The sequence below is a fragment of the Oscillatoria sp. FACHB-1406 genome, assembly GCF_014698145.1.
Classification (GTDB): domain Bacteria; phylum Cyanobacteriota; class Cyanobacteriia; order Cyanobacteriales; family Spirulinaceae; genus FACHB-1406.
The window spans coordinates 146,487-170,916 of sequence record NZ_JACJSM010000007.1; the positions used below are offsets into that span (position 1 = coordinate 146,487).

25 protein-coding genes are annotated in these 24,430 nt (G+C 48.6%); 9 read left to right on the forward strand and 16 right to left on the reverse strand.

Translation table 11 applies throughout. The features are described 5' to 3' along the window. Positions 1 to 103: 103 nt before the first annotated feature. The 5 genes from H6G50_RS10030 to H6G50_RS10050 all read right to left on the reverse strand — a co-directional run bounded on the left by H6G50_RS10030 (position 104) and on the right by H6G50_RS10050 (position 4,307). Positions 104 to 295 (reverse strand): AbrB/MazE/SpoVT family DNA-binding domain-containing protein, encoded by a 192-nt coding sequence (locus H6G50_RS10030; RefSeq protein WP_190715741.1) that lies wholly within the window; start codon positions 293 to 295, stop codon positions 104 to 106. A 27-nt stretch (positions 296 to 322) separates the two neighbouring features. Then, positions 323 to 1,405 (reverse strand): hypothetical protein, encoded by a 1,083-nt coding sequence (locus H6G50_RS10035; protein WP_190715743.1) that lies wholly within the window; start codon positions 1,403 to 1,405, stop codon positions 323 to 325. 48 nt (positions 1,406 to 1,453) lie between these two features. Beyond that, positions 1,454 to 2,545 carry a hypothetical protein gene (locus H6G50_RS10040; protein ID WP_190715745.1) on the reverse strand — a complete coding sequence of 364 codons (1,092 nt, stop codon included), beginning with the start codon at positions 2,543 to 2,545 and terminating at the stop codon, positions 1,454 to 1,456. 155 nt (positions 2,546 to 2,700) lie between these two features. Next, positions 2,701 to 2,976, reverse strand: coding sequence for a hypothetical protein (locus tag H6G50_RS10045; RefSeq protein WP_190715747.1), 276 nt, complete (start codon positions 2,974 to 2,976; stop codon positions 2,701 to 2,703). A gap of 5 nt (positions 2,977 to 2,981) precedes the next feature. Then, positions 2,982 to 4,307, reverse strand: a complete 1,326-nt coding sequence (locus H6G50_RS10050; RefSeq protein ID WP_190715749.1) for a hypothetical protein — start codon at positions 4,305 to 4,307, stop codon at positions 2,982 to 2,984. 383 nt (positions 4,308 to 4,690) lie between these two features. Here H6G50_RS10050 and pstS point away from each other — a divergent pair, with 383 nt between their 5' ends. From pstS to pstB, 4 genes are all read left to right on the forward strand, one after another. Continuing rightward, on the forward strand, positions 4,691 to 5,713 hold the full coding sequence (gene pstS, locus H6G50_RS10055) for a phosphate ABC transporter substrate-binding protein PstS (protein ID WP_190715751.1): 1,023 nt from the start codon (positions 4,691 to 4,693) through the stop codon (positions 5,711 to 5,713). 112 nt (positions 5,714 to 5,825) lie between these two features. Then, on the forward strand, positions 5,826 to 6,788 hold the full coding sequence (pstC, locus tag H6G50_RS10060) for a phosphate ABC transporter permease subunit PstC (RefSeq protein WP_190715753.1): 963 nt from the start codon (positions 5,826 to 5,828) through the stop codon (positions 6,786 to 6,788). A 44-nt stretch (positions 6,789 to 6,832) separates the two neighbouring features. Continuing rightward, positions 6,833 to 7,801 (forward strand): phosphate ABC transporter permease PstA, encoded by a 969-nt coding sequence (gene pstA / locus H6G50_RS10065; RefSeq protein ID WP_190715755.1) that lies wholly within the window; start codon positions 6,833 to 6,835, stop codon positions 7,799 to 7,801. Between the two features lie 57 nt (positions 7,802 to 7,858). Next, entirely contained in the window at positions 7,859 to 8,674 is an 816-nt protein-coding gene (pstB, locus tag H6G50_RS10070; RefSeq protein WP_190715757.1) for a phosphate ABC transporter ATP-binding protein PstB, read from the forward strand. A gap of 25 nt (positions 8,675 to 8,699) precedes the next feature. Here the strand turns inward: pstB and H6G50_RS23965 are convergent, their stop codons facing one another. Continuing rightward, positions 8,700 to 8,849, reverse strand: a complete 150-nt coding sequence (locus tag H6G50_RS23965) for a hypothetical protein (protein WP_206756566.1) — start codon at positions 8,847 to 8,849, stop codon at positions 8,700 to 8,702. Between the two features lie 190 nt (positions 8,850 to 9,039). Continuing rightward, complete coding sequence (locus tag H6G50_RS10075; RefSeq protein ID WP_190715759.1) at positions 9,040 to 9,822, reverse strand: ABC transporter permease; 783 nt, start codon at positions 9,820 to 9,822, stop codon at positions 9,040 to 9,042. A gap of 21 nt (positions 9,823 to 9,843) precedes the next feature. On the opposite strand from H6G50_RS10075, the gene H6G50_RS10080 reads away from it, so the two are divergent. After that, the gene (locus H6G50_RS10080) at positions 9,844 to 10,443 is read left to right on the forward strand and encodes a DUF1517 domain-containing protein (RefSeq protein WP_190715873.1); all 600 of its coding nucleotides are present in this window, start codon (positions 9,844 to 9,846) and stop codon (positions 10,441 to 10,443) included. A 98-nt stretch (positions 10,444 to 10,541) separates the two neighbouring features. On the opposite strand, the gene H6G50_RS10085 is transcribed toward H6G50_RS10080, so the two are convergent. The 5 genes from H6G50_RS10085 to H6G50_RS10105 form a co-directional block, all read right to left on the reverse strand. Beyond that, the gene (locus H6G50_RS10085) at positions 10,542 to 10,895 is read right to left on the reverse strand and encodes a DUF5615 family PIN-like protein (protein ID WP_190715761.1); all 354 of its coding nucleotides are present in this window, start codon (positions 10,893 to 10,895) and stop codon (positions 10,542 to 10,544) included. 15 nt (positions 10,896 to 10,910) lie between these two features. Next, entirely contained in the window at positions 10,911 to 11,234 is a 324-nt protein-coding gene (locus tag H6G50_RS10090) for a DUF433 domain-containing protein (RefSeq protein ID WP_190715763.1), read from the reverse strand. A 46-nt stretch (positions 11,235 to 11,280) separates the two neighbouring features. Further along, the gene (ruvB, locus tag H6G50_RS10095) at positions 11,281 to 12,255 is read right to left on the reverse strand and encodes a Holliday junction branch migration DNA helicase RuvB (protein ID WP_347239915.1); all 975 of its coding nucleotides are present in this window, start codon (positions 12,253 to 12,255) and stop codon (positions 11,281 to 11,283) included. A gap of 171 nt (positions 12,256 to 12,426) precedes the next feature. Next, on the reverse strand, positions 12,427 to 12,654 hold the full coding sequence (locus H6G50_RS10100) for a hypothetical protein (RefSeq protein ID WP_190715766.1): 228 nt from the start codon (positions 12,652 to 12,654) through the stop codon (positions 12,427 to 12,429). A gap of 57 nt (positions 12,655 to 12,711) precedes the next feature. After that, positions 12,712 to 13,251: a gamma carbonic anhydrase family protein gene (locus H6G50_RS10105; RefSeq protein WP_190715767.1), complete on the reverse strand. Its 540-nt coding sequence runs from the start codon at positions 13,249 to 13,251 to the stop codon at positions 12,712 to 12,714. A 433-nt stretch (positions 13,252 to 13,684) separates the two neighbouring features. On the opposite strand from H6G50_RS10105, the gene H6G50_RS10110 reads away from it, so the two are divergent. The 4 genes from H6G50_RS10110 to H6G50_RS10125 all read left to right on the forward strand — a co-directional run bounded on the left by H6G50_RS10110 (position 13,685) and on the right by H6G50_RS10125 (position 18,006). Further along, on the forward strand, positions 13,685 to 14,200 hold the full coding sequence (locus H6G50_RS10110; RefSeq protein ID WP_190715768.1) for a TIGR02652 family protein: 516 nt from the start codon (positions 13,685 to 13,687) through the stop codon (positions 14,198 to 14,200). Between the two features lie 4 nt (positions 14,201 to 14,204). After that, positions 14,205 to 14,645, forward strand: a complete 441-nt coding sequence (locus H6G50_RS10115) for a VOC family protein (protein ID WP_190715769.1) — start codon at positions 14,205 to 14,207, stop codon at positions 14,643 to 14,645. Positions 14,646 to 14,747: 102 nt separating this feature from the next. Next, on the forward strand, positions 14,748 to 16,340 hold the full coding sequence (locus H6G50_RS10120; protein WP_190715770.1) for a radical SAM protein: 1,593 nt from the start codon (positions 14,748 to 14,750) through the stop codon (positions 16,338 to 16,340). 106 nt (positions 16,341 to 16,446) lie between these two features. Then, positions 16,447 to 18,006 carry a rhomboid family intramembrane serine protease gene (locus tag H6G50_RS10125; protein ID WP_190715771.1) on the forward strand — a complete coding sequence of 520 codons (1,560 nt, stop codon included), beginning with the start codon at positions 16,447 to 16,449 and terminating at the stop codon, positions 18,004 to 18,006. Positions 18,007 to 18,029: 23 nt separating this feature from the next. On the opposite strand, the gene H6G50_RS10130 is transcribed toward H6G50_RS10125, so the two are convergent. The 4 genes from H6G50_RS10130 to H6G50_RS10145 form a co-directional block, all read right to left on the reverse strand. Further along, on the reverse strand, positions 18,030 to 19,553 hold the full coding sequence (locus H6G50_RS10130) for a SagB/ThcOx family dehydrogenase (protein WP_190715772.1): 1,524 nt from the start codon (positions 19,551 to 19,553) through the stop codon (positions 18,030 to 18,032). Positions 19,554 to 19,852: 299 nt separating this feature from the next. Continuing rightward, the gene (locus H6G50_RS10135; RefSeq protein ID WP_190715773.1) at positions 19,853 to 21,133 is read right to left on the reverse strand and encodes a response regulator; all 1,281 of its coding nucleotides are present in this window, start codon (positions 21,131 to 21,133) and stop codon (positions 19,853 to 19,855) included. After that, a complete protein-coding gene (locus H6G50_RS10140; RefSeq protein WP_190715774.1) occupies positions 21,133 to 23,373 on the reverse strand; it encodes an ATP-binding protein in 2,241 nt (746 codons plus the stop codon). The genes H6G50_RS10135 and H6G50_RS10140 overlap by 1 nt, the downstream gene beginning before the upstream one ends. Further along, positions 23,358 to 24,362 (reverse strand): ABC transporter substrate-binding protein, encoded by a 1,005-nt coding sequence (locus H6G50_RS10145; protein WP_190715776.1) that lies wholly within the window; start codon positions 24,360 to 24,362, stop codon positions 23,358 to 23,360. The genes H6G50_RS10140 and H6G50_RS10145 overlap by 16 nt, the downstream gene beginning before the upstream one ends. Positions 24,363 to 24,430 lie beyond the last annotated feature (68 nt).

Sequence of the window (24,430 nt, forward strand, 5' to 3'; positions counted from 1 at the left end):
GGGGGATGAATGATGAATAATGGAGACGGGGAGACGGGGAGACGGGGTGAGAGAGAAATTCTAATAGTCGTTGAAGTGTTTATTATTCACCATTCCCCATTCATTATTCATTAGTAAGACTGTCTAGTGTAGCGAGTACCGAAAGAAGGGAACAGGGTTTAATGGGTTCGATAATCAAGCGATCTCCTTCCTTACGGAGTAAAACATCCCGACCTGGAAGGGAAAATTCAGAGGGAATCGTGAGGACTTGGTGAAGTCCGTCATCAAACAGAGAAATACGGTAGGAATTTGGCATTTTGACAATTAGCGCTTCAGTATGGCACTACTCGATTGTACTCAATTGGCTCGATCGCATCTGCTGCCGAATTCGCTCGATTTGGCTAAAAATTCCCAAGAACTGGCTGCGCTTCTCCTGGCGTTCGATCGCTTCTGCTTTAATTGCCTTCAAGTCGGTAATTTTTTCCGGCAATAAAATAATTGCCGTTCTTCCTTGGAAGGGAATAAAGTGTAAATACCTGACCTTGCTGCCATTTTTGGGTTTGACGGCATAAATGGTCATATCCGTACCGTCGAGTTCCATTTTTAGGGGTTCAAATAGTTCTTTAGGCAGTTCCTTTTCGTAAAACGCGATCGCGGTTTGAATTTCCTCGCGAGTATTAAAAGCGTAGGTATCGCGATCGCGCTCCGGCGACTGTAAATCCAAAGAACCGATTAATGAGCGGCTAAATGGGTAAAAAGGGAATTTTGTAAAGGGGTCTGCGGGAATTGTTGCAGGAACGATAGCCACGATTTGCGGTGCGGGTGCAGGATTGGCAGCAGGACTCGGTTGCGGCGCGGGTGCAGGACTGACGACGGGACTCGGTAATGATGCCGGACTCGCAGCCGGACTTGGTTGCAGCGTAGCTCTCGAGATAGAAAATGGTGCAGGACGGGAGAAAGTCGGTACTGTTTTCGGCACGGGGAAATTCGTGCGACTCGAATTTACAGGCTTTGGAGTTGGGCTAACGAGGCGACTCGCAGCGGTTTGCGTCACCGCGTTTCTAACAGGAGGTTTAGCAACGTTCGTCTTCTGGGTTTGAGAAGAGCCGAGTGCGAACGTTCCGGCAGTTTTGGGGACAGCTAGCGGTTTTTTTGCCGACGCGGATAGGGTAGAAGTCGGGGTGGTAGGAGAAGCAGTCGTTGTCGCTTCTGTCGGACTAGAAGCTGCATCGGAGGCTGCCTCGCCTTCCGTTTTAGCAGCAGTTTCAGACGTTGTTTCCTCTGCTTTCGATGCTTCAGATTTGGAGTTACTGGAGAGGGGGAACCAGAGTACAATAGCGTGCAGCGCGATCGCGACAAGCAACGCCGGATGAAAAAATTGATTCCTAGATAAAGGACGAGGTGGAGACACAGAAGACGAGTTCATCAGCATGAAAAAAAATAAATATTGAGAACAGTTCGAGCCTAAAATCGTTTAGCTGGGATAAGTTTCCGATACAATCAAACCCGTTCTCCCATCAGTCCCAGGAGCCAGAATCACATATTTGGTAAAATCTTCTTTAGTGACCTTGTAAACTTGTGCGCCGCCAAATTCTCCCACGGGCTGCCAACTGTATTGTTGTGCCGTAAAAGTTTCCGCAAAAAAACGCTCCATGACTTCTGGAGTGGGTACATTTTGAGCAGCAGGTACGGTCATATATTTAAATTCAAAGTTTGAACTCAAAAACCGTTCTTTGTTTAGCAGCAAATCTTCATGGAATTGATAATCTAAACCTTTATTTTCCTCAGCTTTCCACTCGGTTTTACCTTGAGCGATGATGGCATTAAAAAATGCTGCCGGTGATGCCCATACCGCACCTCGTCCTCCCGCACCAGGTGGTGTGGGTTGTGTGGGTTGTGTGGGTTGCGTCGGCTGTGTGGGTTGTGTGGGTTGCGTCGGCTGTGTGGGTTGCGTGGGCTGCGTGGGTTGTGTCGGCTGCGTGGGCTGCGTGGGTTGTGTCGGCTGCGTGGGTTGCGTGGGTTGTGTCGGCTGTGTGGGTTGCGTCGGCTGTGTGGGCTGCGTCGGCTGCGTCGGCTGCGTGGGTTGCGTCGGCTGCGTGGGCTGCGTCGGCTGCGTGGGCTGTGTGGGCTGCGTGGGTTGCGTGGGTTGTGTCGGCTGCGTGGGAACGACAGCAACAGGAGTGGGTTCGTCGCGCAGGGTTGGGACGGTTTGAGGGCGGAAGGTTTGGGCGCGAGGATAGAAGATTTGGGGCTGTCGGGTTGGCTGTTGGGGTTGATAAGACTTCGCTGCTGGCGCGGGTTGCAACACTTGAGACGGAGGCGAGGGCAAAGCAGCATCGCCAGAGATTTCGCCCGGGAATAGAGAAGTTTCCGGAGAAGGCGGCAAACGAGTCACCTTAACCGCATCTAATGGGGGCGGTTCTTCGGCAACTTCTGGATGAAGTTTCCAATTTGTTGGTAAAGTTAGCGCGATCGCGTGTAACCCTAGCGCTAGATAAAACCAGGGGCGAATCAGCACGAATCGCACCGGAGCCGGTAAATTTTGTACAAAAGGAAGTTTTTTCATCGCCTTTTCCGCCCAACAATTCAGCAAAAGCAGCTTGAATCCGATTTTACTGGGATTGCCTGTAAATTGGTCAACCGTTGTTGCAAGCACGTTCTCTTGCTCCTAACTTCACGACAAGGACGAAAAAAACGGGAAAATGGATGCCGAATCTTCCCTCAAGGATTTGTCGGCGCATCGAGCGGTAGTTCGGGCGAAGCTAAAATGAGCGATCGCGGACTGCCATCCGCAATTCGCCGCGTTGTTGGCACAAACAGTAAATAAATCTGAAAATTCCCCTTACGAGCGCGATAAACCCCCTCATTCTGGTAATGCCCGATCGCGCCAAACTCAAAATTCGCGTTCTCCAACCGTTGCTGAAAAAAACTCAGAATTTCTTTACAGGAAGGCGAATAAAGGCGGCTGCCGTCAACCTTCACCCTTTTCGCTCGCACTGGATTTAAGGACAACTGGCTGATAAAATAACTGCCGTTCCAGCACTGCCATCTCCCGTAGGAATATTAGTCGGGGCAAAAATAACGCAACGACTTAACTTTCCGCGTGTGACTTGATAAGATGGGCCGCCGCCATAGCTTCCGGCTGGGCTAAAAGCAAAACCATCGGCCCCGAGTTTTTGGGCAAAATAATTAATAATTTCACTTTGAGCAGGCGGCGATAAGAATGCTGCCGCCGTCATCGATCGCACGTCAAAACGATTGAGATCGGCAAACGAACCGGCTTGGACTAACTGACCGGGATCTGGCGATCGCAATCTTTCCCCGTACTCGCTGCCGAACTGCCGCGTTATCGTTTCAAAAGCAGTTGTATCCGGATCCATCTCATCAGTTTGAGCCGTTTTCAGTTGTTCCAAACTATAGGAATTCGGCAGAATCACCATCGCTGTTTTACCGCTCCCACCGATTAAATGCAGGTATTGAGTAATCGGCCCCAGCGTCACCGAATAAACTTTAAAATCTGCTGCTGCTGTCCCCGGAACAACTTTAAATTGAGCCGCCGCTAACAATTGCTCGAACTTCGTCCCGACTCCATCGACTCCTTCTCCCACGTTATAAATGTAGCCGGATTGGTCGAACTCCGATCGCAAAATTTCTCCCGAACCCGCACTCGCACCGGGATACTGGGGAAACTTCCGAAAGAACTCTTCCAAGGTTGGGGGGGGCGGTGCTGCGGGAGGAGGAGAATCGGGGCTGGACGTAGAAGGTTTATCGGGTGAATTGCTAGCCGTCGATTCTGCCGGTTTTTGTTCCGATTGTTTTTGTTCGGCGACTGAGGGTGAAATCGCTGGAGAAGGCTGAGCGGGGTTGGCTTTGGGCAGGACTGGGGCAGCCGTTGGGACTTGCGGGCGAGGGGCTGCGGTAGGGGCGGGCGTTTTCGGGGTGGGCTGCTTAGGTGCTGCTGTTGGGGCGTTTTTTTGAGGAGGCGGCAACCGCATAATCTTGACAGTTTCCGGGGTGGGGGAAGGTTCGGGTTGGGGTTCGGCGGGTTTGCTTTCCTGGGGCAGAGGCGAAAATAGGAGGGCGAGATGCAAGCCCAAGGCGAGATAAAACATCGGTCGCAGGCAGAAACGCACATTCGCAGGGAGGCTATCGTAGGCCTCGGCAATTCCATCCGCGATCGCATTGTATTGCAAGAAGAACTGGGAGGGTCGGAGTTTTTGGAAGTAGACGAACATAATGCGATTAATGTGCGGTTGATTGAGGTTCGGAGCGTGGGGCAGATTAATCGGTGCGATTTTAGTCAGTTTTATTTTACAAGTAATTGGCAATTTAAAAAGTTTTAATTTAAAGCATTTCTAGTCGTTTATTCGGTCGGAATTCAACTTAACCTTAACAATTAATTAATTTGGTTTTATTCTCGGTTTGCATTGAGCCAAGCATCGAGATCGACTGTCATTTTTAATCAACTCTTAATTCGTTCTTATCCATTCAGCCGTAACCTCATAACCGGGCATTTAAAAAAATCAAATTCACCTCCAAATTCGCTCGCATCCGCTTGATGTCGATAGTGCGAAGTTTTCCATTGCCCTGTTTTGTATCTGCACCTTTACCGAGCGTATCCAGCTTCCCGAGTGAAAGCTTTAATGCTCTCGCCTCGGTCGGTTTCAACTGACTCAACCTGTTGTTTTCCTACTTTCTTTTCTAAGTTATTATGCTTTTCTCAACAGCGACGCTGCGCCGCATGGCAGCCATCTCAGTGACAACCTTGGCGCTCTCTGCCAGTGCATTCAGCGCGATCGCACAAGCAATAACCCTTAACGGTGCGGGTGCATCCTTTCCCAAACCCCTCTACGATCGCTACTTCGCCGAAATCAAGAGCAAAAAAGATATCCAAGTTAACTACGAAGCGATCGGAAGCGGTGGCGGTATCCGTCAATTCATTGCCGACACCGTTGACTTCGCTGGGAGCGATGCCGTTCCGAAAAGCACAGAAAAAGACCAAATGAAAAAGGGAGTCCTTATGGTTCCCACCGCAGGTGGGGCTGTTGCCGTTATCTACAACCTGCCGGGAGTTAACAACCTGCAAATCTCCCGCGATATCCTCCCCAAAATTTTCCTCGGCGAAATCACCAACTGGAAGCAGGTTGCGCCCAACCTTCCCGACAAACCGATTCGCGTCGTCGTTCGTTCCGACGGAAGCGGAACCACAGAAATTTTCACCGGCCACTTAGCAGCAATTAGCCCGACTTTTAACCAAAAAGTTGGCGAAAACAAAGCCCCGACTTGGCCGGGACAAACCCTCGGCGGCGAGAAAAACGCGGGTGTTGCGGCTGTCGTCCAGCGTACCGAAGGCGCGATCGGTTACGTTCAAGCCGACTACGCTTTTGAAAACAGTTTGAGAATGGCAAAGGTTCAAAATAAAGTCGGTCAATACCTCGATCCGAGCATCGCCAACGCTAATAAAGCATTTGATGGCGTTCGCTTCAATCCCGACTTTACTACCGCTAACGCCAACGATCCTGAAAGCGGCTATCCGATTATCGGCGTAACTTGGTTGTTACTCAAACTCAACTACGACGATCCCGAAAAAGCCCAAGCCGTTAAAGATATGGTTCAGTGGATTTTGACCGACGGTCAAAATATCAACAACTCGCTGCAATATACTAAGATTCCGAGCGCAGTTGCCCAGCAAGCGATCGAAGAAGTTAACAGTAAAGTTAAGGCTAATCCTTAATCCCCCAAATCTCGCCACCTCGTAGGGGCATAGCATTGCTATGCCCTTATTATCGGCGGCTTTCCTATCCTTCGCGCTTCGACTTGAGTAATGCGAGCGAGCCTGTTAGAAAATGAGCAATATAACGACCTCCGAGCTCAATATTGGCAATCGCCGAGGCGAGCAGAATTGGATTGAAAATGCCTTAACAATTTGTGTTTGGGGTTTAGCTTTCGCTGCTACAACAGGGATTTTATTATGGATGAGCGCTATTGTCTTTAAGGACGCTCTACCTGCCATTAAAGCCTTTGGATTGAGTTTTTTGTGGAGTCAAACGTGGAATATCGGTCGAGAAGAATTTGGAGCGTTACCCTTTATTTACGGCACGCTAGTTACTTCTTTATGCGCCCTCGTACTCGCTCTTGCATTCGGGATTGCGGTTGCGATTGTTACCAGTGAAAATTTTCTCCCGGTTTGGGTGCGATATCCCTTAGCGTTTCTTGTCGAACTGATTGCCAGCATTCCCAGCGTTATCGTCGGACTGTGGGGAATTTTCGTCCTCGTCCCCACCATCCAACCCATTCAGCAAGGGTTGTACGCTCACTTTAAATGGTTGCCTCCGTTCAGTACCGAACCGTTAGGGTTTGGATTGCTTGCGGCTATTATCATTCTAGCGGTGATGATTCTGCCGACTATCGCTGCCATCTCGCGAGATGTTCTGCTCGCCCTCCCTCAAGAAATGCGGAGCGCTTCAATGTCTTTGGGAGCAACGCGTTGGGAAACGATCTGGCGTATTCTGCTGCCTGCGGGATGTTCGGGAATTGTCGGCGCGGCCATTCTCGCGCTCGGGCGGGCGTTAGGCGAAACAATGGCTGTAACAATGGTGATTGGAAATTCGATTCAAATTAGTCCTTCTCTCCTCGCCCCCGGATATACGATTCCTTCTGTTCTTGCGACTCAATTTCCCGAAGCGTTGGAACCTTTGCACGTTGGCTCGCTAATGTATCTGGCTTCAATTCTGTTTGCGATTACGCTGGGTATGAATTTAATTGCCGTTTCCTTGGTGCAAGCGATCGCTCGTCGGGCTTCCCGTTAAGTCAGGAGCAAAAATTTAGCTTTAATTTCTCTATCGGTTTAAGAATGTCCCCTTCCTTTGAAAAATCAGGAAACGAACTTTACGAACCACTTTCTTTGCAGCGGAGTTTCTTTACCCAAAGCTTAACGGTGGTAGCGTTTTTATTGAGCGCGATCGCGTTATTGCCGCTTTTATCCTTACTCTCTGAAATTATTACCCAAGGGATCGGTCAATTGCGGTGGGAAGTTCTGGTTTCACTTCCCGCACCCTTGGGAATGAAGGATGTATCAAACGGTTTTGCTAATGCTATCCTTGGTACTCTCTTGATGGTGTTCCTTGCCTGTTTGTTCGCCGTTCCCCTCGGTATCATCGCCGGGATTTGCTTGGCTGAATTAGGGAAAAATTCGATCGCTGCCAATATCTTGCGCTTTAGTACCGTCATCCTCAGCAGCGTCCCCTCGATTATTGTCGGCGTTTTTGCCTATGGGATTTTAGTGCTGACGACGCGAAAATTTTCGGCGCTGGCAGGCGGTTTTGCTTTGGGTGTGATTATGCTGCCCATCATTGCACTGACAACGGAAGAAGCGCTTAAACTGATTCCTAAAGAATATCGCCTCGCTTCTTCTGCTCTCGGTGCGAGCCGCTTTTACACGATTTTTCGCACCGTACTGCCCGCAGCACTACCTGCGGTTGTTACTGGAATTTTACTCGCGATCGCGCGCGCTGCTGGCGAAACTGCTCCTTTGCTGTTTACGGCGCTTTCCAGTCAATTTTGGCCGCCAATGTTGGAGAAATTAGGAAAACTCTTGCAGGCTTCTGAAAGCGAAGCATTCTTCAAAACGCTTCAGCAACTTCCAGCAACGTTAGTCACCCCCACACCTTCGATGTCTGTTCTCATTTACAGCTACGCCCAATCCGCTTTTAAAGAGCAAAATGCTCTCGCTTGGACTGCTGCCTTAGTTTTAATTGGGTTAGTGCTTATTACTAATATTTTATCTCGTCTGGTAACGAACGTTCATTTGAAAAATCGTTAAATTTAATTCCAGCGAACCTAATCTTACATTGCCATTTTGACAGCCTCAATACATCACATGGAAATTGAAACCAACTACTCTTCGCTCGAAAATTCTACAGCACTCCTTCCTGCTTTATGCGTTCGCGATTTGAGCTTTTATTACGGAAGCCATCAAGTTCTCGATCTCGTTTCGATAGATATCCTCCAAAATCGAGTAACGGCTTTAATTGGACCTTCTGGCTGCGGAAAATCGACGTTTCTTAAGGCTTTAAATCGCATTGGCGAACTCGAAGGAGCAGTACAAGTTAAGGGTAGAGTCGAATTTTTCGGACAAAACATTTACGGGCGGCGCGTCAACGTCAATCGCTTGCGCCGTCGGATTGGTATGGTTTTCCAGAAGCCCAATCCTTTCCCGATTAGTATCTACGAAAATATTGCCTATGGCGTGCGAATTTTTGAGCGCAAACGACGCAATGAATTGAATGAAATTGTCGAGTCGTCTTTACGCGGTGCAGCGCTGTGGGATGAGGTAAAGGATAATTTAAATAAGTCGGCTTTAGGGCTTTCTGGCGGGCAACAGCAACGCCTCTGCATCGCGCGCGCGCTGGCAGTGCAGCCCAAAGTTTTGTTGATGGACGAACCTTGTTCGGCGCTGGATCCGGTGTCTACGTTAAAGATTGAGGAGTTGATTCAGTCGTTGAAGGAAAAGCTGACGATCGCGATCGTCACTCATAATATGCAACAAGCTTCCAGAATTTCCGATTATACCGCTTTTTTTAATACCGACGAGAGTCGCATCGGTCGCTTAGTCGAGTTTGGTTCGACACTGAATCTCTTTACGGCGGCTCGGCAAGAAAGCACCCGAGATTACATACAAGGACGTTTTGGTTGAGGAGCGAAGCCTAAAAATTCCCATTCTAACCGTTCTTTTGGGGATCGGTTTTCCTCTTGTTTCGAGTTTCGCGATTGTCGTTCGACTCGGCTAAAGCAGCCGTTGCCGTTACGATCGCTAGCAGACTCAAGACAATTCGACGTTTCGATCTAGATTTTAATCGATTTGAAGCCATAATCTTACGTCCTTAACTTACAATCTGCGTTTGGTGATGAGTTACACAGGACAGGATAAGAGGACTTGATTAAAATTACGCGATCGAGCGTTAATCTTTGATTAATCTTTGATTAATTTTAGGTTAATTCAAAATGCGAGCCGCCCCGCAACCCCATCAACATCCCACGGAAATATCCGCTCGAACTCGATTAACTCGAAGCGCTCGTATAAAACCGCAACGCAAACTTCCACAGCGCATTAGACAACATCAGCAGCACAACCGAAAGAACTGCCGCCCCCACCACCCAAACGATTTGAGTGCGTCCTAGCATGGCTTCTGCGGGAATTGTTGTTAAAAATGCTACCGGAATAATAAAGGTAAAAAAGACGCGATAGCCCGCCGGATAAGCAGCCATTGGGAAGCGTCCGGCTTCAAGAAAACCGCGCAATACTTCAGTGACATTATAAATTTTTACGAACCAAATACTCGTCGCACCGAGCATGAACCAAAGGCTATAAAGAATGACAAATCCTAACATTAAAGGAATGATACTCGCGAGATAATTTCCAAGCGTTAAATTTAGGCGCGAACCCGCATAAAGGGCAATAATTACCCCAAAGGTGAGATCGGGCAGTCCCCAAGGCGAAATCGTGCGACAGGAAAGCCAAAATTGACTGCTAATCGGTTTGAGGAGGACAAAATCGAGGGTTCCGTTTTGGACGTGGCTGACAATGCGATTGAGATTGGGAGCGAGGAAGGTAGTTGAAAATCCTTGGAGTAAAGTGAAGATACTGAGAACAATCAGGGCTTCTTCCCACCGCCAACCGCGAAAACTGTAACCGTTGCGGTAAAAGAGAAAAAGTCCGAAAAGATTTCCTGCAAGTCCCGTAAAACTACTGAGGGCGGCAATGATAAAGTTGAGGCGATATTCTAACTCGGCCGCGATCGCGGTACTCCAAAAAAGACCTAAAACGTGCCAATATCTATTCATGGAGATTTGCAAGAGGTTGTTATGAGTGGAATGGGCGATCGCTTCAATCAGTTTATCGGCAAAACGCGCTTCATGGTTTGCCGCATTCTCGTGCATCTAAGCGGTGCAGATGCCGCCCCCTTATTGGGCGTTCTCAATCAGTCGGCGCGGAACGCTGTCGATGCAGACGGGAGTATGAGAGAGTTGGGCGAAGGGTTGGTGGATGTGTGTCAGGGGTTGTTAGAACGCAGTTCTTCCTGGCAGTCGGCGGCGAACGAGGGCGATGTTATTTGGGATGAAGGCGAGGCGGGCGATTACGTCACCGAACTGTTCACCGACTCCGCCCAACGTTACCTCAGTTCCGGGGATTTGGGCGAGGGCGATCCGCAAGCACCCTTAACTTTACCCGTAACGCGCAATTTAATCGTGATGATTGTCATCGCTTGCGAAGGGGAAGTTCCGGAATTGGAAACGGATTTAGCCGAAATTAATGCCTTAGAAACGGCGTTAAAAACGTTAATTAATCTCCACTATCAAGATCGTTATCGCGCGATTCAAGTTCATTTTTCTCCAGCGCAATTGGGCGATGAGTTGACGGACGAGCAAGTGTTGTTGAATTTTCCGGAGTTAATTCCGTTATAAAATTTGGGTTGGTGCGATTGAGGAGAATCGGTTGATTATCTGATTATCGAGTGTGATGGTGCGTTACGCTTCGCGCTTCGTACCGGACAAAATGACTTCTATCGGAGTGGAAGAAATATAACTTTTCCTTCCCACTCTCCCTCAAAACTACACTCGAAAATCAAAAGTATTTCCTCAATTGCTAGCCCAACTGGAACGCGACGACTAATTTCAAATAGTCCCGGCATAGGTAATCCTGCTTGAATGCGATCGTAGGCAAAACTGACCATTGTAGCAACATCGTTTGTTAGAACAATTCGTCCTTCTTGGGCTGCCCAAGATAAAACAGTAGGGTCGTCTACACCCGATAAACCCACATCTTGAAGCCGTACAATATCAATGTTTGGATTTTGGCGAAGAATACCGCGAACAATTTGATTATTAAAATTTTCATCAGCCAGAAACCGAATCATCGTCAATTTCCCCTATTAATTCTTTCTGGCTAATAGGCGATCGCGAAGTCCAATTGGGTTAAAACGTTTTTCTACTTCCTGCCTAACGATTTCCGAACGATGCTGTCTCTGTGCAATATAAGCATCAATCTCAATCTTATGTCTGAGATAATAGCCTAAAACAAAATAAATATCTGAGAGTTGCAAGGATGGGTATTGCTCTCCGATTTCCTCGGCTGTAGCACCTTCAAGAAAAGCCGTCACGACAGTATCTAGCGTGACTCGAGTTTTGGCGATTCTGACAACACCGCTAGCATCAGTTTCCATCGGTATGGGTTCTATTGTAATTGCGATTGTCATGAGATTTATTCGACAGGAATTGAAAATTTCGACCCAATAGCAGTCTTCAACCAAAAGGGAAAAATCCCAAATGTTTGTAAGCTGCTTCCGTGACAACGCGCCCGCGAGGAGTGCGGTTAATGAAGCCAATTTGCAGCAAATAGGGTTCGTATACATCTTCGATGGTACGAGAGTCTTCGCCGGTTGCTGCCGCGATCGCTTCCAATCCAACGGGCCCTCCTTTAAACTGTTCGATCGCGGTACTTAATACCAATCGATCTGTCCAATCTAATCCCATTGCATCGACATTAAATAAATCGAGCGCTGTCCCGGCTAATTCGCGATCGATCGAGGCGATACTTTTCACTTGAGCGTAATCGCGAACCCGCCGCAGCAAACGATTGGCAATACGCGGCGTTCCCCGCGCGCGTCGTGCAATTTCTTCTGCGCCTTCTTGGGTAACTTCTACTTTGAGTAAGTTAGCCGTTCGCTGTACGATAAGGGTTAATTCGTCGAGTTCGTAAAAGCGCAAGCGCTGAATTAAACCAAAGCGATCGCGCAATGGCGAAGTCAGCGATCCCACCTTCGTTGTCGCCCCAACTAAGGTAAAGGGCGGTAGGGGAATACTTCTCGTTTTCGCGCTTTGTCCCTTACCGACGGTAATATCCAAGCGGCTATCTTCCATCGCCGGATATAACAATTCTTCCGTCATGCGATTGAGACGGTGAATCTCGTCAATAAAGAGAATATCGCCCGGTTTCAAGCCGATTAAAATCCCGGTAATATCCCTCGGACGCTCTAAAGCGGGCGCGGCGGTAATTTTGCAATTCACTCCCATTTCTGTCGCTAAAATCAGCGACATCGTGGTTTTCCCCAATCCCGGCGGGCCGTACAATAAGAGGTGATCGAGGGATTCTTTGCGAGTTTTAGCCGCCGCGATCGCAATATTTAAAACTTCCTTTAAATCCTTCTGCCCGATATAATCTGCCAAGCGCTGCGGGCGCAAGCGATCTTCGTTTTCAACACTCTCGACTTCATCCATTCCCGCCGTCGCCAGCAGCAAATTTTCCTCTTCTGTCAGTTGCGGCGTGGGTTTGCGCCGTCCTTTTTGCTTGCCAGAACCCGACGCTCTTTGAATGGCCATGCTCTAATTGATTCCTGTTGCATCTCGAATTTTACTTTAACGGTTTTTCGGTTAATATTGCACTAGAATTCAGCCGCGAAAACCGCGCAAAAACCAGCCAAAAAGTTTAATATCGCCGCGCATCGATCGCAATTCTTTTTGATGGCGTTCGGCGGTTTCAGCGTACCACTCGCAATAGTCCTGGAACTGTTGGCGCGCTTCGATTTCATGCCGGAACTCGCGGGCTAAATGGTGCGTGGCGAACCATTCGGCGGGCGGCGGCGGTGCGGGGAGGATGAAACGGAATTCTTGGGACATCGGCAGATTGGAAGCGGGTTATCTCTATTTAAGCGAAAACCCATCTAAATTTGTAATTCACGTCTGATGGGAATGACCAAAATCCGTTGCCTTCCCCGCATGAACGAGGGCTAACTTTTCGTAACGTTCGGCGTGTTCGATGAGTCCTTCGACTTCTTCTTCCGACAATTCCCGCAAACGCTTAGCCGGAATCCCCATCATCAAAGAACGCGGCGGTACGTCCTTCGTGACCACGCAGCCTGCTGCAATAATACTCCCCGCCCCCACGCGCACGCCATCAAGAACGATCGCGCCAATGCCAATCAAGCATCCCCGTTCGATATGCGCTGAATGCACCGTCGCCCGATGTCCCACCGTTACGAAATCTTCTAAAATCGTCGGTTCCCCCGGATCGCCGTGCAAAACTGCCCCGTCTTGGACGTTCGTCGATGCGCCGATTTCAATGCGTTCGAGATCGCCGCGCGCGATCGCACCATACCAAAGACTCGCGCCCTTCCCAAGCGTCACGCGACCGATAAGCGTCGCATTGGGTGCAATAAAGGCAGCAGCAGAAATATCTGGGGGCGAACCGAAGACATCGAGATGATGGAAGTTCATCGAAAATTTTGGGCGTTGAAACCCCGTTGTATGTACGCAGGGTATGAGACTGAGCGATCGCTAAAAATAAGCCCTACAGTTACCGATTTTACCCGACACTCGCACTCAGGATTGCTTTTGCGCCGCCCTTGTCGGGAAAGTTTTGCTTTGAGAGCGGTGGATTCGGTCGATCGAGCCACATTTAACGCTACTCTATAGAGCGTTGGGGATGTCGAGGGTTAAACAGATAACAGAATGAGAATTAAGGTTCTCAGACTTCAGAATTGAGAAGCGGTTCTTTATCCTTAGCCTATGTCATCATAGAGAGAAGAAGACTCGAGGGTTTGAATGAATCTACTTTTAGGGGAGGGACATAAAAATGAGGACAGCGCGGCTACTCAATATACAAATTATGCAATATTTCTGAGAAGTCTATCTAGGTCTTAAATAACTCATGACGCTCAATCCTGGTTTGCAGTATCCTATTTTTGGAGCAGAGATCGAATGTCCTCACTGCCGTCAAGCAATTCCCGCCTTAACCTTAACCGACACCTATCTCTGTCCCCGTCACGGTGCTTTTGAAGCCGATCCAAAGACGGAAGAATTAGTACACTTGCAGTCCGGTCGTCACTGGCGGTTGTGGAATGGTGAATGGTATCGACAGCACACGCATCCGGACGGCATTCGTTTTGAAATTCACGAAGCCCTCGATCGCCTCTATACTCAAGGCTATCGTGCCACCAAAGTCATTATCGCTCGCCGCTACAAAGATTTAGTCAGCGCCTACTTAGAGCGCAGCGCGCCTTGGCGAGGAAATCCTACCGAACTTCAAGCGCCGAAATTGTACGGCTTGCCGGTCGATTTTAGTCCCGAACCGTGCGACGATCCCTGCTGGGAAACGATCAATTTCGAGTTAGAAAAAGAACCGGGCGTTCCCGTGCGCTATCCCTATTTTCGCTTATTTGAGTGAGCCGATGTTTCATCACGCTTCGATTCGCACGGCCGATATTCACCGCGCGATCGCGTTTTACGAACAGTTGGGATTTACCGTTTGCGATCGCTTTACCACCGGCTACACGCTTGCTTGTTGGATGGAAGGACTCAATGGGCGAATCGAACTCATTCAAATTCCCGAACCTGCCCCCGCACCCGATGCCTTCAACGACGAACATTATGTCGGCTTCTATCATCTTTCTTTCGATCTAACCGATTCTTGCCCCGATTTATCGAGTTGGTTGCAAGATTTGCAAGTTCGGATTTTGCAGGTTTCGCAAACGGAAGCCTCGGCTTTGCAACCACTAAAGATTTTGCTCGCACCGCAACAACAAGCGATCGGCGATCGCGTCTATGAAGTCACTTTTATTGCCGATGCCGACGGCCTACCTTTAGAATTTATTCGACAATTGAACAAATAATATTAATTCGTAATTCGTAATTCGTAATTCGTAATTTAATGACTCCTTTTTATCGTTAAATTTAAATCGGTTCGTTATCCATTATCCATTGTCAATTAACCTATGTCTGTTTTTAACAGCGAACGCCTACTTTTTTCGCCTGCAACACCGGAATTCGATGCAATTCCGGTTATTTTTGCTTTTCCGAATGAATACAACGTCGGAATTTCTAGTTTAGGGTATCAAGTCGTTTGGGCGACTTTAGCCGTGCGATCGGATCTCGAAGTTTCTCGTTTATTTACCGACGCGCGCGAACCCCTCCCCCACCATCCCGAATTATTAGGATTTTCGGTTTCTTGGGAATTAGACTACATCAATATCTTGAATTTACTCGAATCGCTTCAAGTTCCCCTACGCGCCGAACAACGCAGCGAAAATACGCCCCTCATTTTTGGTGGCGGTGCGGTATTAACAGCCAATCCCGAACCCTTTTCTGCCTTTTTCGATATTATTTTATTGGGCGATGGCGAAGAATTACTCGATCGCTTCATCGATGCTTATCAAGAAGTCAGAACGCAACCCCGCACCACTCAATTGCGCCATCTCGCAACAGTTCCCGGCGTTTATGTCCCCAGTTTATACGAAATTACCTATACCAGTCCCGACGGCGAAATTGAGTCGATTCAACCGATAGATAGCGACATTCCCGCCATTATCCAAAAACAAACCTATCGCGGCAATACTCTATCCGCCTCGGTTGTCGTGACGGAAAAGGCAGCTTGGGAAAATATTTATATGGTAGAAGTGGTGCGAAGCTGTCCGGAAATGTGCCGTTTTTGCCTTGCGAGTTATTTAACTTTACCCTTTCGGACAGCGAGTTTAGAAGATGCTTTAATTCCCGCGATCGAACGCGGATTGCAGTATACTCATCGCCTTGGTTTGTTGGGCGCATCGGTAACGCAACATCCAGAGTTTGAAAATTTACTCGATTTTATTGCTCAGCCTAAATTCGATGACGTTCGCTTGAGTATTGCTTCAGTACGGACGAATACAGTAACGGAAAAGTTGGCAAGAACGCTGACTAAACGGGATACGCATTCGATTACGATTGCCGTAGAAAGTGGTTCGGAAAAGTTGCGCCGTATTGTTAATAAAAAGCTGAGTAATGAGGAGATTATCGAAGCAGCGAAAAACGCGATCGCGGGCGGCTTAAAAGCGATGAAACTTTATGGTATGGTGGGCATACCAGGTGAAGAGCAAAGCGACCTCGAAGCAACCGTCGCGATGTTGCAAGCCGTGAAAAAAGTTGCGCCGGGATTGCGTTTAACCTTTGGGTGCAGCACCTTCGTTCCCAAATCCCATACGCCGTTTCAATGGTTCGGAGTCAACCCCGACGCGCAAAAACGCTTGCAATGGCTGCAAAAACAATTGCGTTCTAAAGGGATAGACTTGCGACCGGAGAGTTATAATTGGTCGGTCATACAAGCGCTGATTTCGCGCGGAGATCGCCGTCTTGCACCTTTGCTAGAACTGACGCGGCATTATGGCGATTCTCTCGGCAGTTACAAGCGCGCTTTTAAGGAATTAAAAGGAAAGTTACCGCCGCTTGACTTTTACGTTCATTCGTGCTGGGAAAGAGAACGAGTTTTGCCGTGGGAACATTTGCAAGGCCCTTTGCCGCGATCGACTTTATTAAAGCATTTAGATAATTCGTAATTCGTAATTCGTAGTTCGTAATTCGTAATTCGTAATTCGTAATTCATCACTCAGAATTCCCAATTCCCCATTCATAACTCATAATTCATCATTCATAATTCCCTAAATGTCTCTCGATATCTTGCTCCTTTGGACGGTGTGCCTCTCCTGCTTTTCAATCTTAATTCGAGCGATTCGTTCGCCTTACTATCGAGGTTGGAGCGTTGTATCGAGTTGTATTTTAGCACTGACAATTGCTTTAGCTTTTTTGGCTCCCAAAGTAGCGATCGCGATTGGCGGGAGTTTGTGGGGTATGTTAATTTTACTGCCCTTGCTCGGTTCGGCTCGAGTTAACAAACTCGTTTTCCAACAGCGCTATCGAACGGCACGCAGATTGGCGATGCAATTGCGCTGGCTGCACCCCGCTGATGGTTGGCTGGAACACCCCCAACTGTTACTCGCGCTGGAGATGGGACAACAGGGCGCAATGAACGACGCGATCGCTATTTTAGACAAATATCGCAGCGAACAAACGCCTTTTGGCCGTCAAGCCACCACCTTACTCTACTCAATAGGAGCCTATTGGGAAGAACTGCGTACTTGGGTAGAATGCCACATTCCCGATAGCCTCCTACGTCAAGAAACCCATCTCCTGCCTCATTATTTGCGCGCCTTGGGCGAAGTGGGAGAACTTGATGTTCTCGCAGTGCAAGCCGAACGTTACTTACCTTTGCTCGAACAAAATCGTAACGCGATCGCGGCTAATTGGGTCCGAATGTTAACCCTTGCCTTCTGCGGTTATCCCCAGCAAGTCGCACAACTCTTCGACAGTTCCTTAAAAAGCTATAGCCCGAAAATCAAAGAATTTTGGCTCTTAACCGCTCACATCGCCGCCCAACCTCAAGAACTCTCCTACCGCGAAAAACTCGCCGCCCTATCCACCTCCGAAGATGCCCTACTCAGCAATTCCATTGCTTGGCGTTTGGCGCAAGAAAACCGGTTAAACTCGCTGCCGCTAGCCGATCGTTCTCGTGCTATTGTCTCTAATTTTTGCCGAGAAGTGAAAGAGCCTATCTCTTACGCTCGCGCCCTTACTTTTATTCCTAAAGCCGCTTATGCAACTTACACTTTAATTGCGATTAATTGCGTTTTCTTTCTGCTAGAAATAAAACTGGGCGGCAGTGAAAATGAAGAAGTATTATATCAACTCGGTGCTGTCGTTCCTACAGAAATTCAAAGCGGTCAATGGTGGCGATTAGTTAATGCTAACTTTCTCCATTTTGGGGCGGCCCATCTGATTACCAATATGATCGGGCTATATCTACTCGGCCCTTTTGTCGAGTTGCGCTTACAATTTTTCCGCTATTTACTGATTTATTTTCTCTCCGGAATTGGTTCGATGTATGCGTTTGCTCAAATCGCCCTTCGTGTCAACTCCCCCGAACAATTATTATTAGTTGGTGCTTCGGCTTCAATTATGGGCTTAATCGGCAGCACGACGGCAATTTTACTCAAAGGTTGGCTGTTTGAAAAGAGCCGAATAGCCGCTCAACGCTTGCGATTAGTGGCTCTCATTATTATCGTGCAAATTATCTTTGATTATGCCATGCCGCAGGTGAGCTTTTTAGCTCATGCCTTGGGATATACGATTGGCTTCATCGCTGGTGTTTTGTTAATTATCAAGTAATTCTTTAAAATTGATTGAAACTCTTATTCTTCATTACGCGGTCTGCCCAAAGTGGTAATGTAAACGATCGCTTCATCAGCAGGAATCCCTAAAACTTCATTAGCGCGATCGTCAAAGAAACCGCCGATTCCGCTAACCCCTAAGCCGAGATGAATCGCTATGAGATTGAGGCGTTGTCCGAGGTGTCCGGCATCCATATGCAAGTAACGGTAAGCGCGATCGCCGTATTTCGCGATCGCGCGTTGCAAGTCAGCCGTATGAAACACGACGACTCCTGCATCTCTTCCTAACTCTTGCCCCAAACAGAGGTAATGCACCTCCTGTTGAAAGTTTTTAAAACGAATTTGCCGTAATTCTTGTGCTTGAGGGGCAAAATAATAGCAGCCGACATCGAGATCTTCGACATTTAAAACCACAATAAAAGTTTGCAGCAAACCGAGATCGAAATAGTCCGGCGCAGCATCCAGTCCGCGAGCGCTATAATCTTGGGGCTGGTAGGTGAACCCCAAAATTGCTTTCAACTCGGCTAAATTTAAACTTCCTCCAGAATAGGTGCGCGTCGAACGCCGCCGCAATATCGTCTGTTCCAATCCTTTCAACCTTTCCCCAAAGTCAATCGGGGGAGTTGCCATCGGAACTTTCAAACAGAACGGAAAATTATACTTATCTTCTAAGCTCGCTTCTTGCAGGGGTTCTGCGGTTGATTGCAGGGTTTTAATTTTTGTAGCGCGGTGCAAATAACCGAGAAGTTCGCCATCGGATAGTTCGGGATAGTCTCTCTCAATCGTCGAAGGAAGAACCGTTCGGCTCAATCGCGAAGTCGGTTCGCCTGCTTCCACGTCAGCGAGGGGTAAAACTGCGATCGCGCCTTCGCGTTCCGCATCAAAATAAAGTAAATTGTCGATTGCCTCGTCATTAAAACCGCCAATTAAATGAGGGCGATAACCATTAATTGCGCCTGCCAGTTCGAGATTGCCCAACAGATGTCCCGTATCGAGAAAAATGCGACGATAGGCGCGATCTTCGTAGCGCCAAGCCGAACGATAAAAAATCGCCGAAACGATAAGAGTTAAGGGAATTTGCGCGATCGCAGGATGATTGAAACAAGCCCCTTGCAACTCCAGGCTGACCTCTTTTTCCCAAAAACGAACTAAGGAATGAGTTTGGCCTTGATAATTATAAAGACCGGGGGGCAAAATTTCCGTCCCGCGCGAAATCAGGTAGAGTTCGGCGGGATATAACCCCCCCGCCGAAGGGGCGGCGCGCAAATAAACAGGCGGACCGAACAATGTCGCCATTTTCGCCGTAATCCCGTAGCTGCACAGCAAAAAGCGAGACAGTCGCCGCCATTGTCGCGCCGCCCGCGAACCGCTATCGCCGTCGGATAATACGGCTTTCAGGTCAAAAACCTGCCCAATTTTGTACTCCTTAAAAGGATAAGGCTGCTGGGATGGGTCGAGCGTTTTTCCTTTAGAGGCAATCGTTTCGGGATCGTACTTGGTGCGCTGGTGGTAGTATTGGGCGATCGAATTGTGAAAGGTTGACATCGGGTCAGTAGTATTAGCAACGATCGATACGTTAGTTCGAGGGAAGAAAAATTGTTGTTACCGAGACAGGACAATACTTTCAGCCCAATAATTTCCAAAATCCTCAACCACGATAATTATTTATTATATCTCGTCTTGACTTCCCTCAAATCTTCTGTAATGTGGATGATTTTTGCCTCGATTCCTTCGTTCATCAAGCGCGATCGTGTTGATGGCTGGCTTCAAAAAAATTGCTAATCCAAGTCCGATTCGACTTCGACAAGCAAACGGCGAAAGTCCTGACCCCGTAAGCTCGGGGGCTAGAGGGGCAGGTGTATGCAAAATTCGCTCCCCTGACCCAATTGCGATCGCGCTTCCAGTTTACCGCCGTGTTTTTCAACAATAATTTGCCGCGCGATCGCCAGTCCCAATCCCGTTCCTTTTCCCACCATTTTAGTGGTGAACAGATGATCGAAGATGCGATGTCTGATTTCGCTCGCCATTCCCGAACCGTTATCGGCGATCGCGATCTTAACCCATCCTTCTTCGAGGCGCGTCTGAATCGTAATCCGATTGGGCTTAGCTTGAATCTCAGCAAAACTGCGTCCCGCATTAGACTCTTCTAACGCATCGATCGCGTTAGCAATAATATTCATAAATACCTGATTGACCTGTCCGGCGAAACAAGTGACTTCGGGGAGATTACCGTAATCGGTAAAAACTTCAATTTCCGGACGAACTTCGTTCGCTTTAAGGCGATGCCGCAGAATCAGGAGGGTACTATCAATTCCTTCGTGCAGATTAAACGGTTGCTTGAGTTGACTCTCGGCTCGAGAAAAGATGCGGAGACTCTTACTAATTGCTTTAATGCGAGCGCTTCCATCTTTCATCGCAGCGATGATTTTCGGCAAATCTCGCCGCAGGTAATCGAGATCGATCTCCTCGAGTAAGTCTTCAATTTCCGCACTGACATGAGGATAGCTCTCGGTGTAGCGATCGAGCAGATGCAACAAATCCATAATATAAGTTTCAATCGCGCTGACATTGCCGACAATCGACCCAATCGGATTGTTAATTTCGTGAGCGACTCCGGCGACTAAATTCCCCAAAGCCGACATCTTTTCGCTCTGAATTAATTGCAGTTGAGACTGGGAAAGTTTCTTTAATACAGCCTTCAGTGCAAGGGTTCGTTCCTCAACCTGCTCTTCTAGATGTTGTTTGAGTTGCTGGAGTTGGAGGTGAGTCTTAATTCTAGCCAGCACTTCTTGCTCTTGAAAGGGTTTAGCAATATAGTCCACTGCACCGACAGCGAACCCCTTGACTTTGCTGTCAGTATCCGATAGGGCGGTAATAAAGATAATAGGGATATCTGCTGTCTTCGGATCGGCTTTCAGTCGCCGACAGGTTTCAAAGCCATCGATTCCCGGCATTTGTACGTCCAACAAAATCAATTCCGGAGGGTGGGTTTGCACGCGCTTGAGGGCGCGCTCTCCATCAATCGCGGTCGCTATTGTGTAGCCCACTTCAGCCAGCATTTCACCAATAACTTCTAAATTAGCTGGCGTATCATCAACAACTAAAATCCGTCCCTGACTCGACATTAAACCTTATCCTCAACCCGATAATTTTGCAGTAATTCTTCGATTTCTTCAGCCTGAAATTTTTTGGCCAACTTAAGGATGGGCGCTGCAAACCCAGAATAGCGCTCGTCCGATGCCACTAAGCTTTGGATACGCTCGCGCAACGCTTTTAAATTAGCTTCCCGTGCCAATTCCAGCAAGACAGCCACTTCTTCCGAGGGGGGGTAGAGGATGCCTGATGAAGATTCTCCCTCAGAAGGTGCATCGATCGCTACAGATTCATAAACCCAGTCTAGCTCGATATAGGTCCGGATTAGGTCAAATAATTCATTGGCATCAACGGGTTTGTTCAGAAAATCATCGCCCCCGGCGTTGAGAGACTTCTGGCGATCGATTTCCGACACGGAGGCAGAAGATACCAGCACCTTTAAAGACTCGAGATCCGGGTCTTGGCGAACCCGCTCGAGCAATTCAAACCCGTTCATGACGGGCATGACGATATCGGTGATAACCAAATCGGGGCGTTCTTGGCGCATTTTCTCCCATCCTTCGCGCCCATTGAGGGCAGTCCTGACGATAAAACCGAGGGGTTCTAATAAGTTGACCAAAACGGTAGTATTTTCCCAGCGATCGTCGATGACGAGAATGTAACGGCGCGGCCCTGTGTAACCGACGATCGTTTGACCCCGATGGATGGAATTTTGTCGAACCCAATCGGTACCGATCGGCAGTTCGACTTCAAAGAAAAATTGACTGCCAATTCCAAGTTGACTTTCGACCTGGATGCGTCCTCCCATCAACCCGACAATCTGCTGGCAGATCGCCAATCCCAAGCCCGTTCCTTCCGCTTGGCGCGTCTTATCGCCGACTTGTTCAAACGCTTGGAAAAGGCGATCGCGGTCTTCCGGTGCAATCCCCACGCCGGTATCGGCGATCAGAAATTTCAAGCGAACGTCGGTAGGAGAAGAGCGATCGCTTGCTGCTACCGTCAGCGAAACCGAGCCGCAATCGGTAAATTTAATCGCATTGCCGAGCAAATTAATTAAAACTTGACGCAGGCGTTTTTCATCAACTTCAACACTTTCCGGCAGATTGGGATCGAATTGTGTGATAAAATCGACTCCTTTTTGCTCGGCTCGAATCCGACAAATTTCGACAACACTTTGCAGGAAAGAACAGACATGAATCGCTTTGGGAGCGAGTTCGAGCTTGCGGGCTTCAATTTTGGAGAGGTCGAGAATGTCGTTAATTAAGGTGAGCAGATGGGAACCGCATTGATAGATAATATCGATGCCGTTACGCTCTTTTTCAGGAAGAACTTTAGAGCGACTGAGGATTTGAGCGTAACCGAGAATGCCGTTGAGCGGAGTTCGCAGTTCGTGACTCATATTGGCGAGGAATTCACTTTTGGCTTGGTTGGCGCTGTCGGCTGCATCCTTCGCGATCGCGAGGGCAAGCGTTTGATTGCGGGCTTGTTCGAGTAACACCAGGTTTTGGCTAAAAATATCGCTAAAGGTCGCAGCAAGGAAACCAATTTCATTGGCGGGCATTGCGGGGGGTGTCGTAAAATGCTCGGTTTCGCGACTGTGAAGGATGGCTTGCTGCAAGCGATAAATCGGATTGACAACGCTGCGACGAATCAGGAAGGCGGTTAGCCCCAAGATGACGGCAATGCCCGCGATCAGGGTAATGGTGGAGGTGAGAAAGGTTTGCTGAACGTTTTCCTGCATTTGTTCGGCATCCAACATCACGATCGCGAGTCCCCGTTTGCCGCCCGCACTGAATAAGGCACTACTGAAAGGGAGTAAACCCACTAACACCGTTTTGCCTTGTAGAAGCAGGCGATCGCTCGTTTCTACCCCCGTACTGGCAGTTTGTTCCATCCGGGCTGCCAGTTGAGGATAAACGTCCTTATAAGGACGAGTTTGGGTAAACCCGGAACTATGCGCGATAACCCGTCCGTCGGGGCGGACGATCGCAATTTCCTTCACAGCGGGTAGGGTCGCGTAGTTCTGGACAACGCGCTGTAAAACGCTGGTGTTGTCGAGTTCGAGCAATCCTTCGGTAGCAAATTGCAATCCTTGATTGATGGAAGAGGCGCGTTGTTGGACTTGTTGCTCTAAATTGCGGCGGGTTAAGTGATAGTTGAGGCCGAGGGTGGTGAGTCCGACCGCAATGAGGGAAAGCCCCAAGCTGCCGAGTAGTTGTTGGGAGAGACTGCGCCGTTTGGGGGAGGAGGTGTGGGTTATGGTTTTTTCCATTCCTTCATGGCGGTTTTAACCGCGCGATCGTCGATTTGGATATCTTCGCGGATGACTTGGCGATGGCGAGTATCGTTTTTGAGGAGTTGGATGATTTCTTGTTTGGCTTGCTGGAGGCGATTGTCAAACATCCGTTGATTGAGGGCGATATCGCCTTGTTTGAGTCCGGAATAGTCTTTGGTAAAAGATTCTTTGGTTTGGTTTAATTGTTGAGCGATATTTTCAAAGACTTTATCGGGTTGAGTTTCTACTGCATGGATAGTATCGAACCAAGCGAGGATGAATTGAACGAGTTCGGCTTGGTGTTCGTTGGCGTAACTGGCGCGCGTTGCCAAACCGTCAATCACAAGACTATCCACGTCTTTGGTGGTAAAAATGATTTTGCCTCCGATTTCTCGGGCGGTTTGCCCGAGTAAGGGTTCCCAAACGACGGCAGCATCGACTTGACCTTGTTTTAACAGTTGTACTGCGGTGTCGTTGGAGACATCTTTGATTTCAATATCGTTGGGTTGGAGTTTGCTGGCTTTTAAGGCTTCTAAGAGGATGAGGTGACTGACGGTTCCGAGTTTGGCGGCGACGGTTTTTCCGCGCAGTTCGGCGACGGAGTTGAGGTTGGGGCGTGCAACGATGCCGTCGGAACCGTAGGAAATATCGACGGCCATGATGTAGGCGGGGCGATCGTCTCCGGGATCGACTTGCATCGCTTCCCAGAGTGGGACGAAACTGGCATCGAGGGAACCGCGAATTGTGGCTCGGATGTTGTCTTGCTGGTTGTTGAATCGTACCAGTTCGACGTTGAGGCCGCGTTTTTTAAATAACCCTGCATCTTTGGCGTAAAGCGCGATCGCGTATCCGGGCCAGTTATTCATCCCCACGCGCAGGGGTTTGGGGGACGAATCGAGTTTGGCGACGCATCCCTGAACGCTTGTCGTGACGACGAGCGCGATCGCAAACAGGAACAAAAAGATGGGTTTAAGTTTGACGAGCATTTTGAACGGGGGTCGCGAGTAGCAATCAGTGGCGACATCTTCTCAAGTTAGTATGCCCTTTATCGAAC

What these genes read in the sequence shown, in the direction of transcription:
- H6G50_RS10110 (WP_190715768.1), top strand. Translation starts at nt 13,685, where the DNA reads ATGACGCTCAATCCTGGTTTGCAGTATCCTATTTTTGGAGCAGAGATC.
- H6G50_RS10115 (WP_190715769.1), top strand. Translation starts at nt 14,205, where the DNA reads ATGTTTCATCACGCTTCGATTCGCACGGCCGATATTCACCGCGCGATC.
- pstB (WP_190715757.1), top strand. Translation starts at nt 7,859, where the DNA reads ATGGAAATTGAAACCAACTACTCTTCGCTCGAAAATTCTACAGCACTC.
- H6G50_RS10140 (WP_190715774.1), bottom strand. Translation starts at nt 23,373, where the DNA reads ATGGAAAAAACCATAACCCACACCTCCTCCCCCAAACGGCGCAGTCTC.
- H6G50_RS23965 (WP_206756566.1), bottom strand. Translation starts at nt 8,849, where the DNA reads ATGGCTTCAAATCGATTAAAATCTAGATCGAAACGTCGAATTGTCTTG.
- H6G50_RS10145 (WP_190715776.1), bottom strand. Translation starts at nt 24,362, where the DNA reads ATGCTCGTCAAACTTAAACCCATCTTTTTGTTCCTGTTTGCGATCGCG.
- H6G50_RS10075 (WP_190715759.1), bottom strand. Translation starts at nt 9,822, where the DNA reads ATGAATAGATATTGGCACGTTTTAGGTCTTTTTTGGAGTACCGCGATC.
- H6G50_RS10040 (WP_190715745.1), bottom strand. Translation starts at nt 2,545, where the DNA reads ATGAAAAAACTTCCTTTTGTACAAAATTTACCGGCTCCGGTGCGATTC.
- ruvB (WP_347239915.1), bottom strand. Translation starts at nt 12,255, where the DNA reads ATGGATGAAGTCGAGAGTGTTGAAAACGAAGATCGCTTGCGCCCGCAG.
- H6G50_RS10120 (WP_190715770.1), top strand. Translation starts at nt 14,748, where the DNA reads ATGTCTGTTTTTAACAGCGAACGCCTACTTTTTTCGCCTGCAACACCG.
- H6G50_RS10030 (WP_190715741.1), bottom strand. Translation starts at nt 295, where the DNA reads ATGCCAAATTCCTACCGTATTTCTCTGTTTGATGACGGACTTCACCAA.
- H6G50_RS10105 (WP_190715767.1), bottom strand. Translation starts at nt 13,251, where the DNA reads ATGAACTTCCATCATCTCGATGTCTTCGGTTCGCCCCCAGATATTTCT.
- pstS (WP_190715751.1), top strand. Translation starts at nt 4,691, where the DNA reads ATGCTTTTCTCAACAGCGACGCTGCGCCGCATGGCAGCCATCTCAGTG.
- H6G50_RS10135 (WP_190715773.1), bottom strand. Translation starts at nt 21,133, where the DNA reads ATGTCGAGTCAGGGACGGATTTTAGTTGTTGATGATACGCCAGCTAAT.
- pstA (WP_190715755.1), top strand. Translation starts at nt 6,833, where the DNA reads ATGTCCCCTTCCTTTGAAAAATCAGGAAACGAACTTTACGAACCACTT.
- H6G50_RS10090 (WP_190715763.1), bottom strand. Translation starts at nt 11,234, where the DNA reads ATGACAATCGCAATTACAATAGAACCCATACCGATGGAAACTGATGCT.
- H6G50_RS10100 (WP_190715766.1), bottom strand. Translation starts at nt 12,654, where the DNA reads ATGTCCCAAGAATTCCGTTTCATCCTCCCCGCACCGCCGCCGCCCGCC.
- H6G50_RS10130 (WP_190715772.1), bottom strand. Translation starts at nt 19,553, where the DNA reads ATGTCAACCTTTCACAATTCGATCGCCCAATACTACCACCAGCGCACC.
- pstC (WP_190715753.1), top strand. Translation starts at nt 5,826, where the DNA reads ATGAGCAATATAACGACCTCCGAGCTCAATATTGGCAATCGCCGAGGC.
- H6G50_RS10035 (WP_190715743.1), bottom strand. Translation starts at nt 1,405, where the DNA reads ATGAACTCGTCTTCTGTGTCTCCACCTCGTCCTTTATCTAGGAATCAA.
- H6G50_RS10085 (WP_190715761.1), bottom strand. Translation starts at nt 10,895, where the DNA reads ATGATTCGGTTTCTGGCTGATGAAAATTTTAATAATCAAATTGTTCGC.
- H6G50_RS10080 (WP_190715873.1), top strand. Translation starts at nt 9,844, where the DNA reads ATGAGTGGAATGGGCGATCGCTTCAATCAGTTTATCGGCAAAACGCGC.
- H6G50_RS10125 (WP_190715771.1), top strand. Translation starts at nt 16,447, where the DNA reads ATGTCTCTCGATATCTTGCTCCTTTGGACGGTGTGCCTCTCCTGCTTT.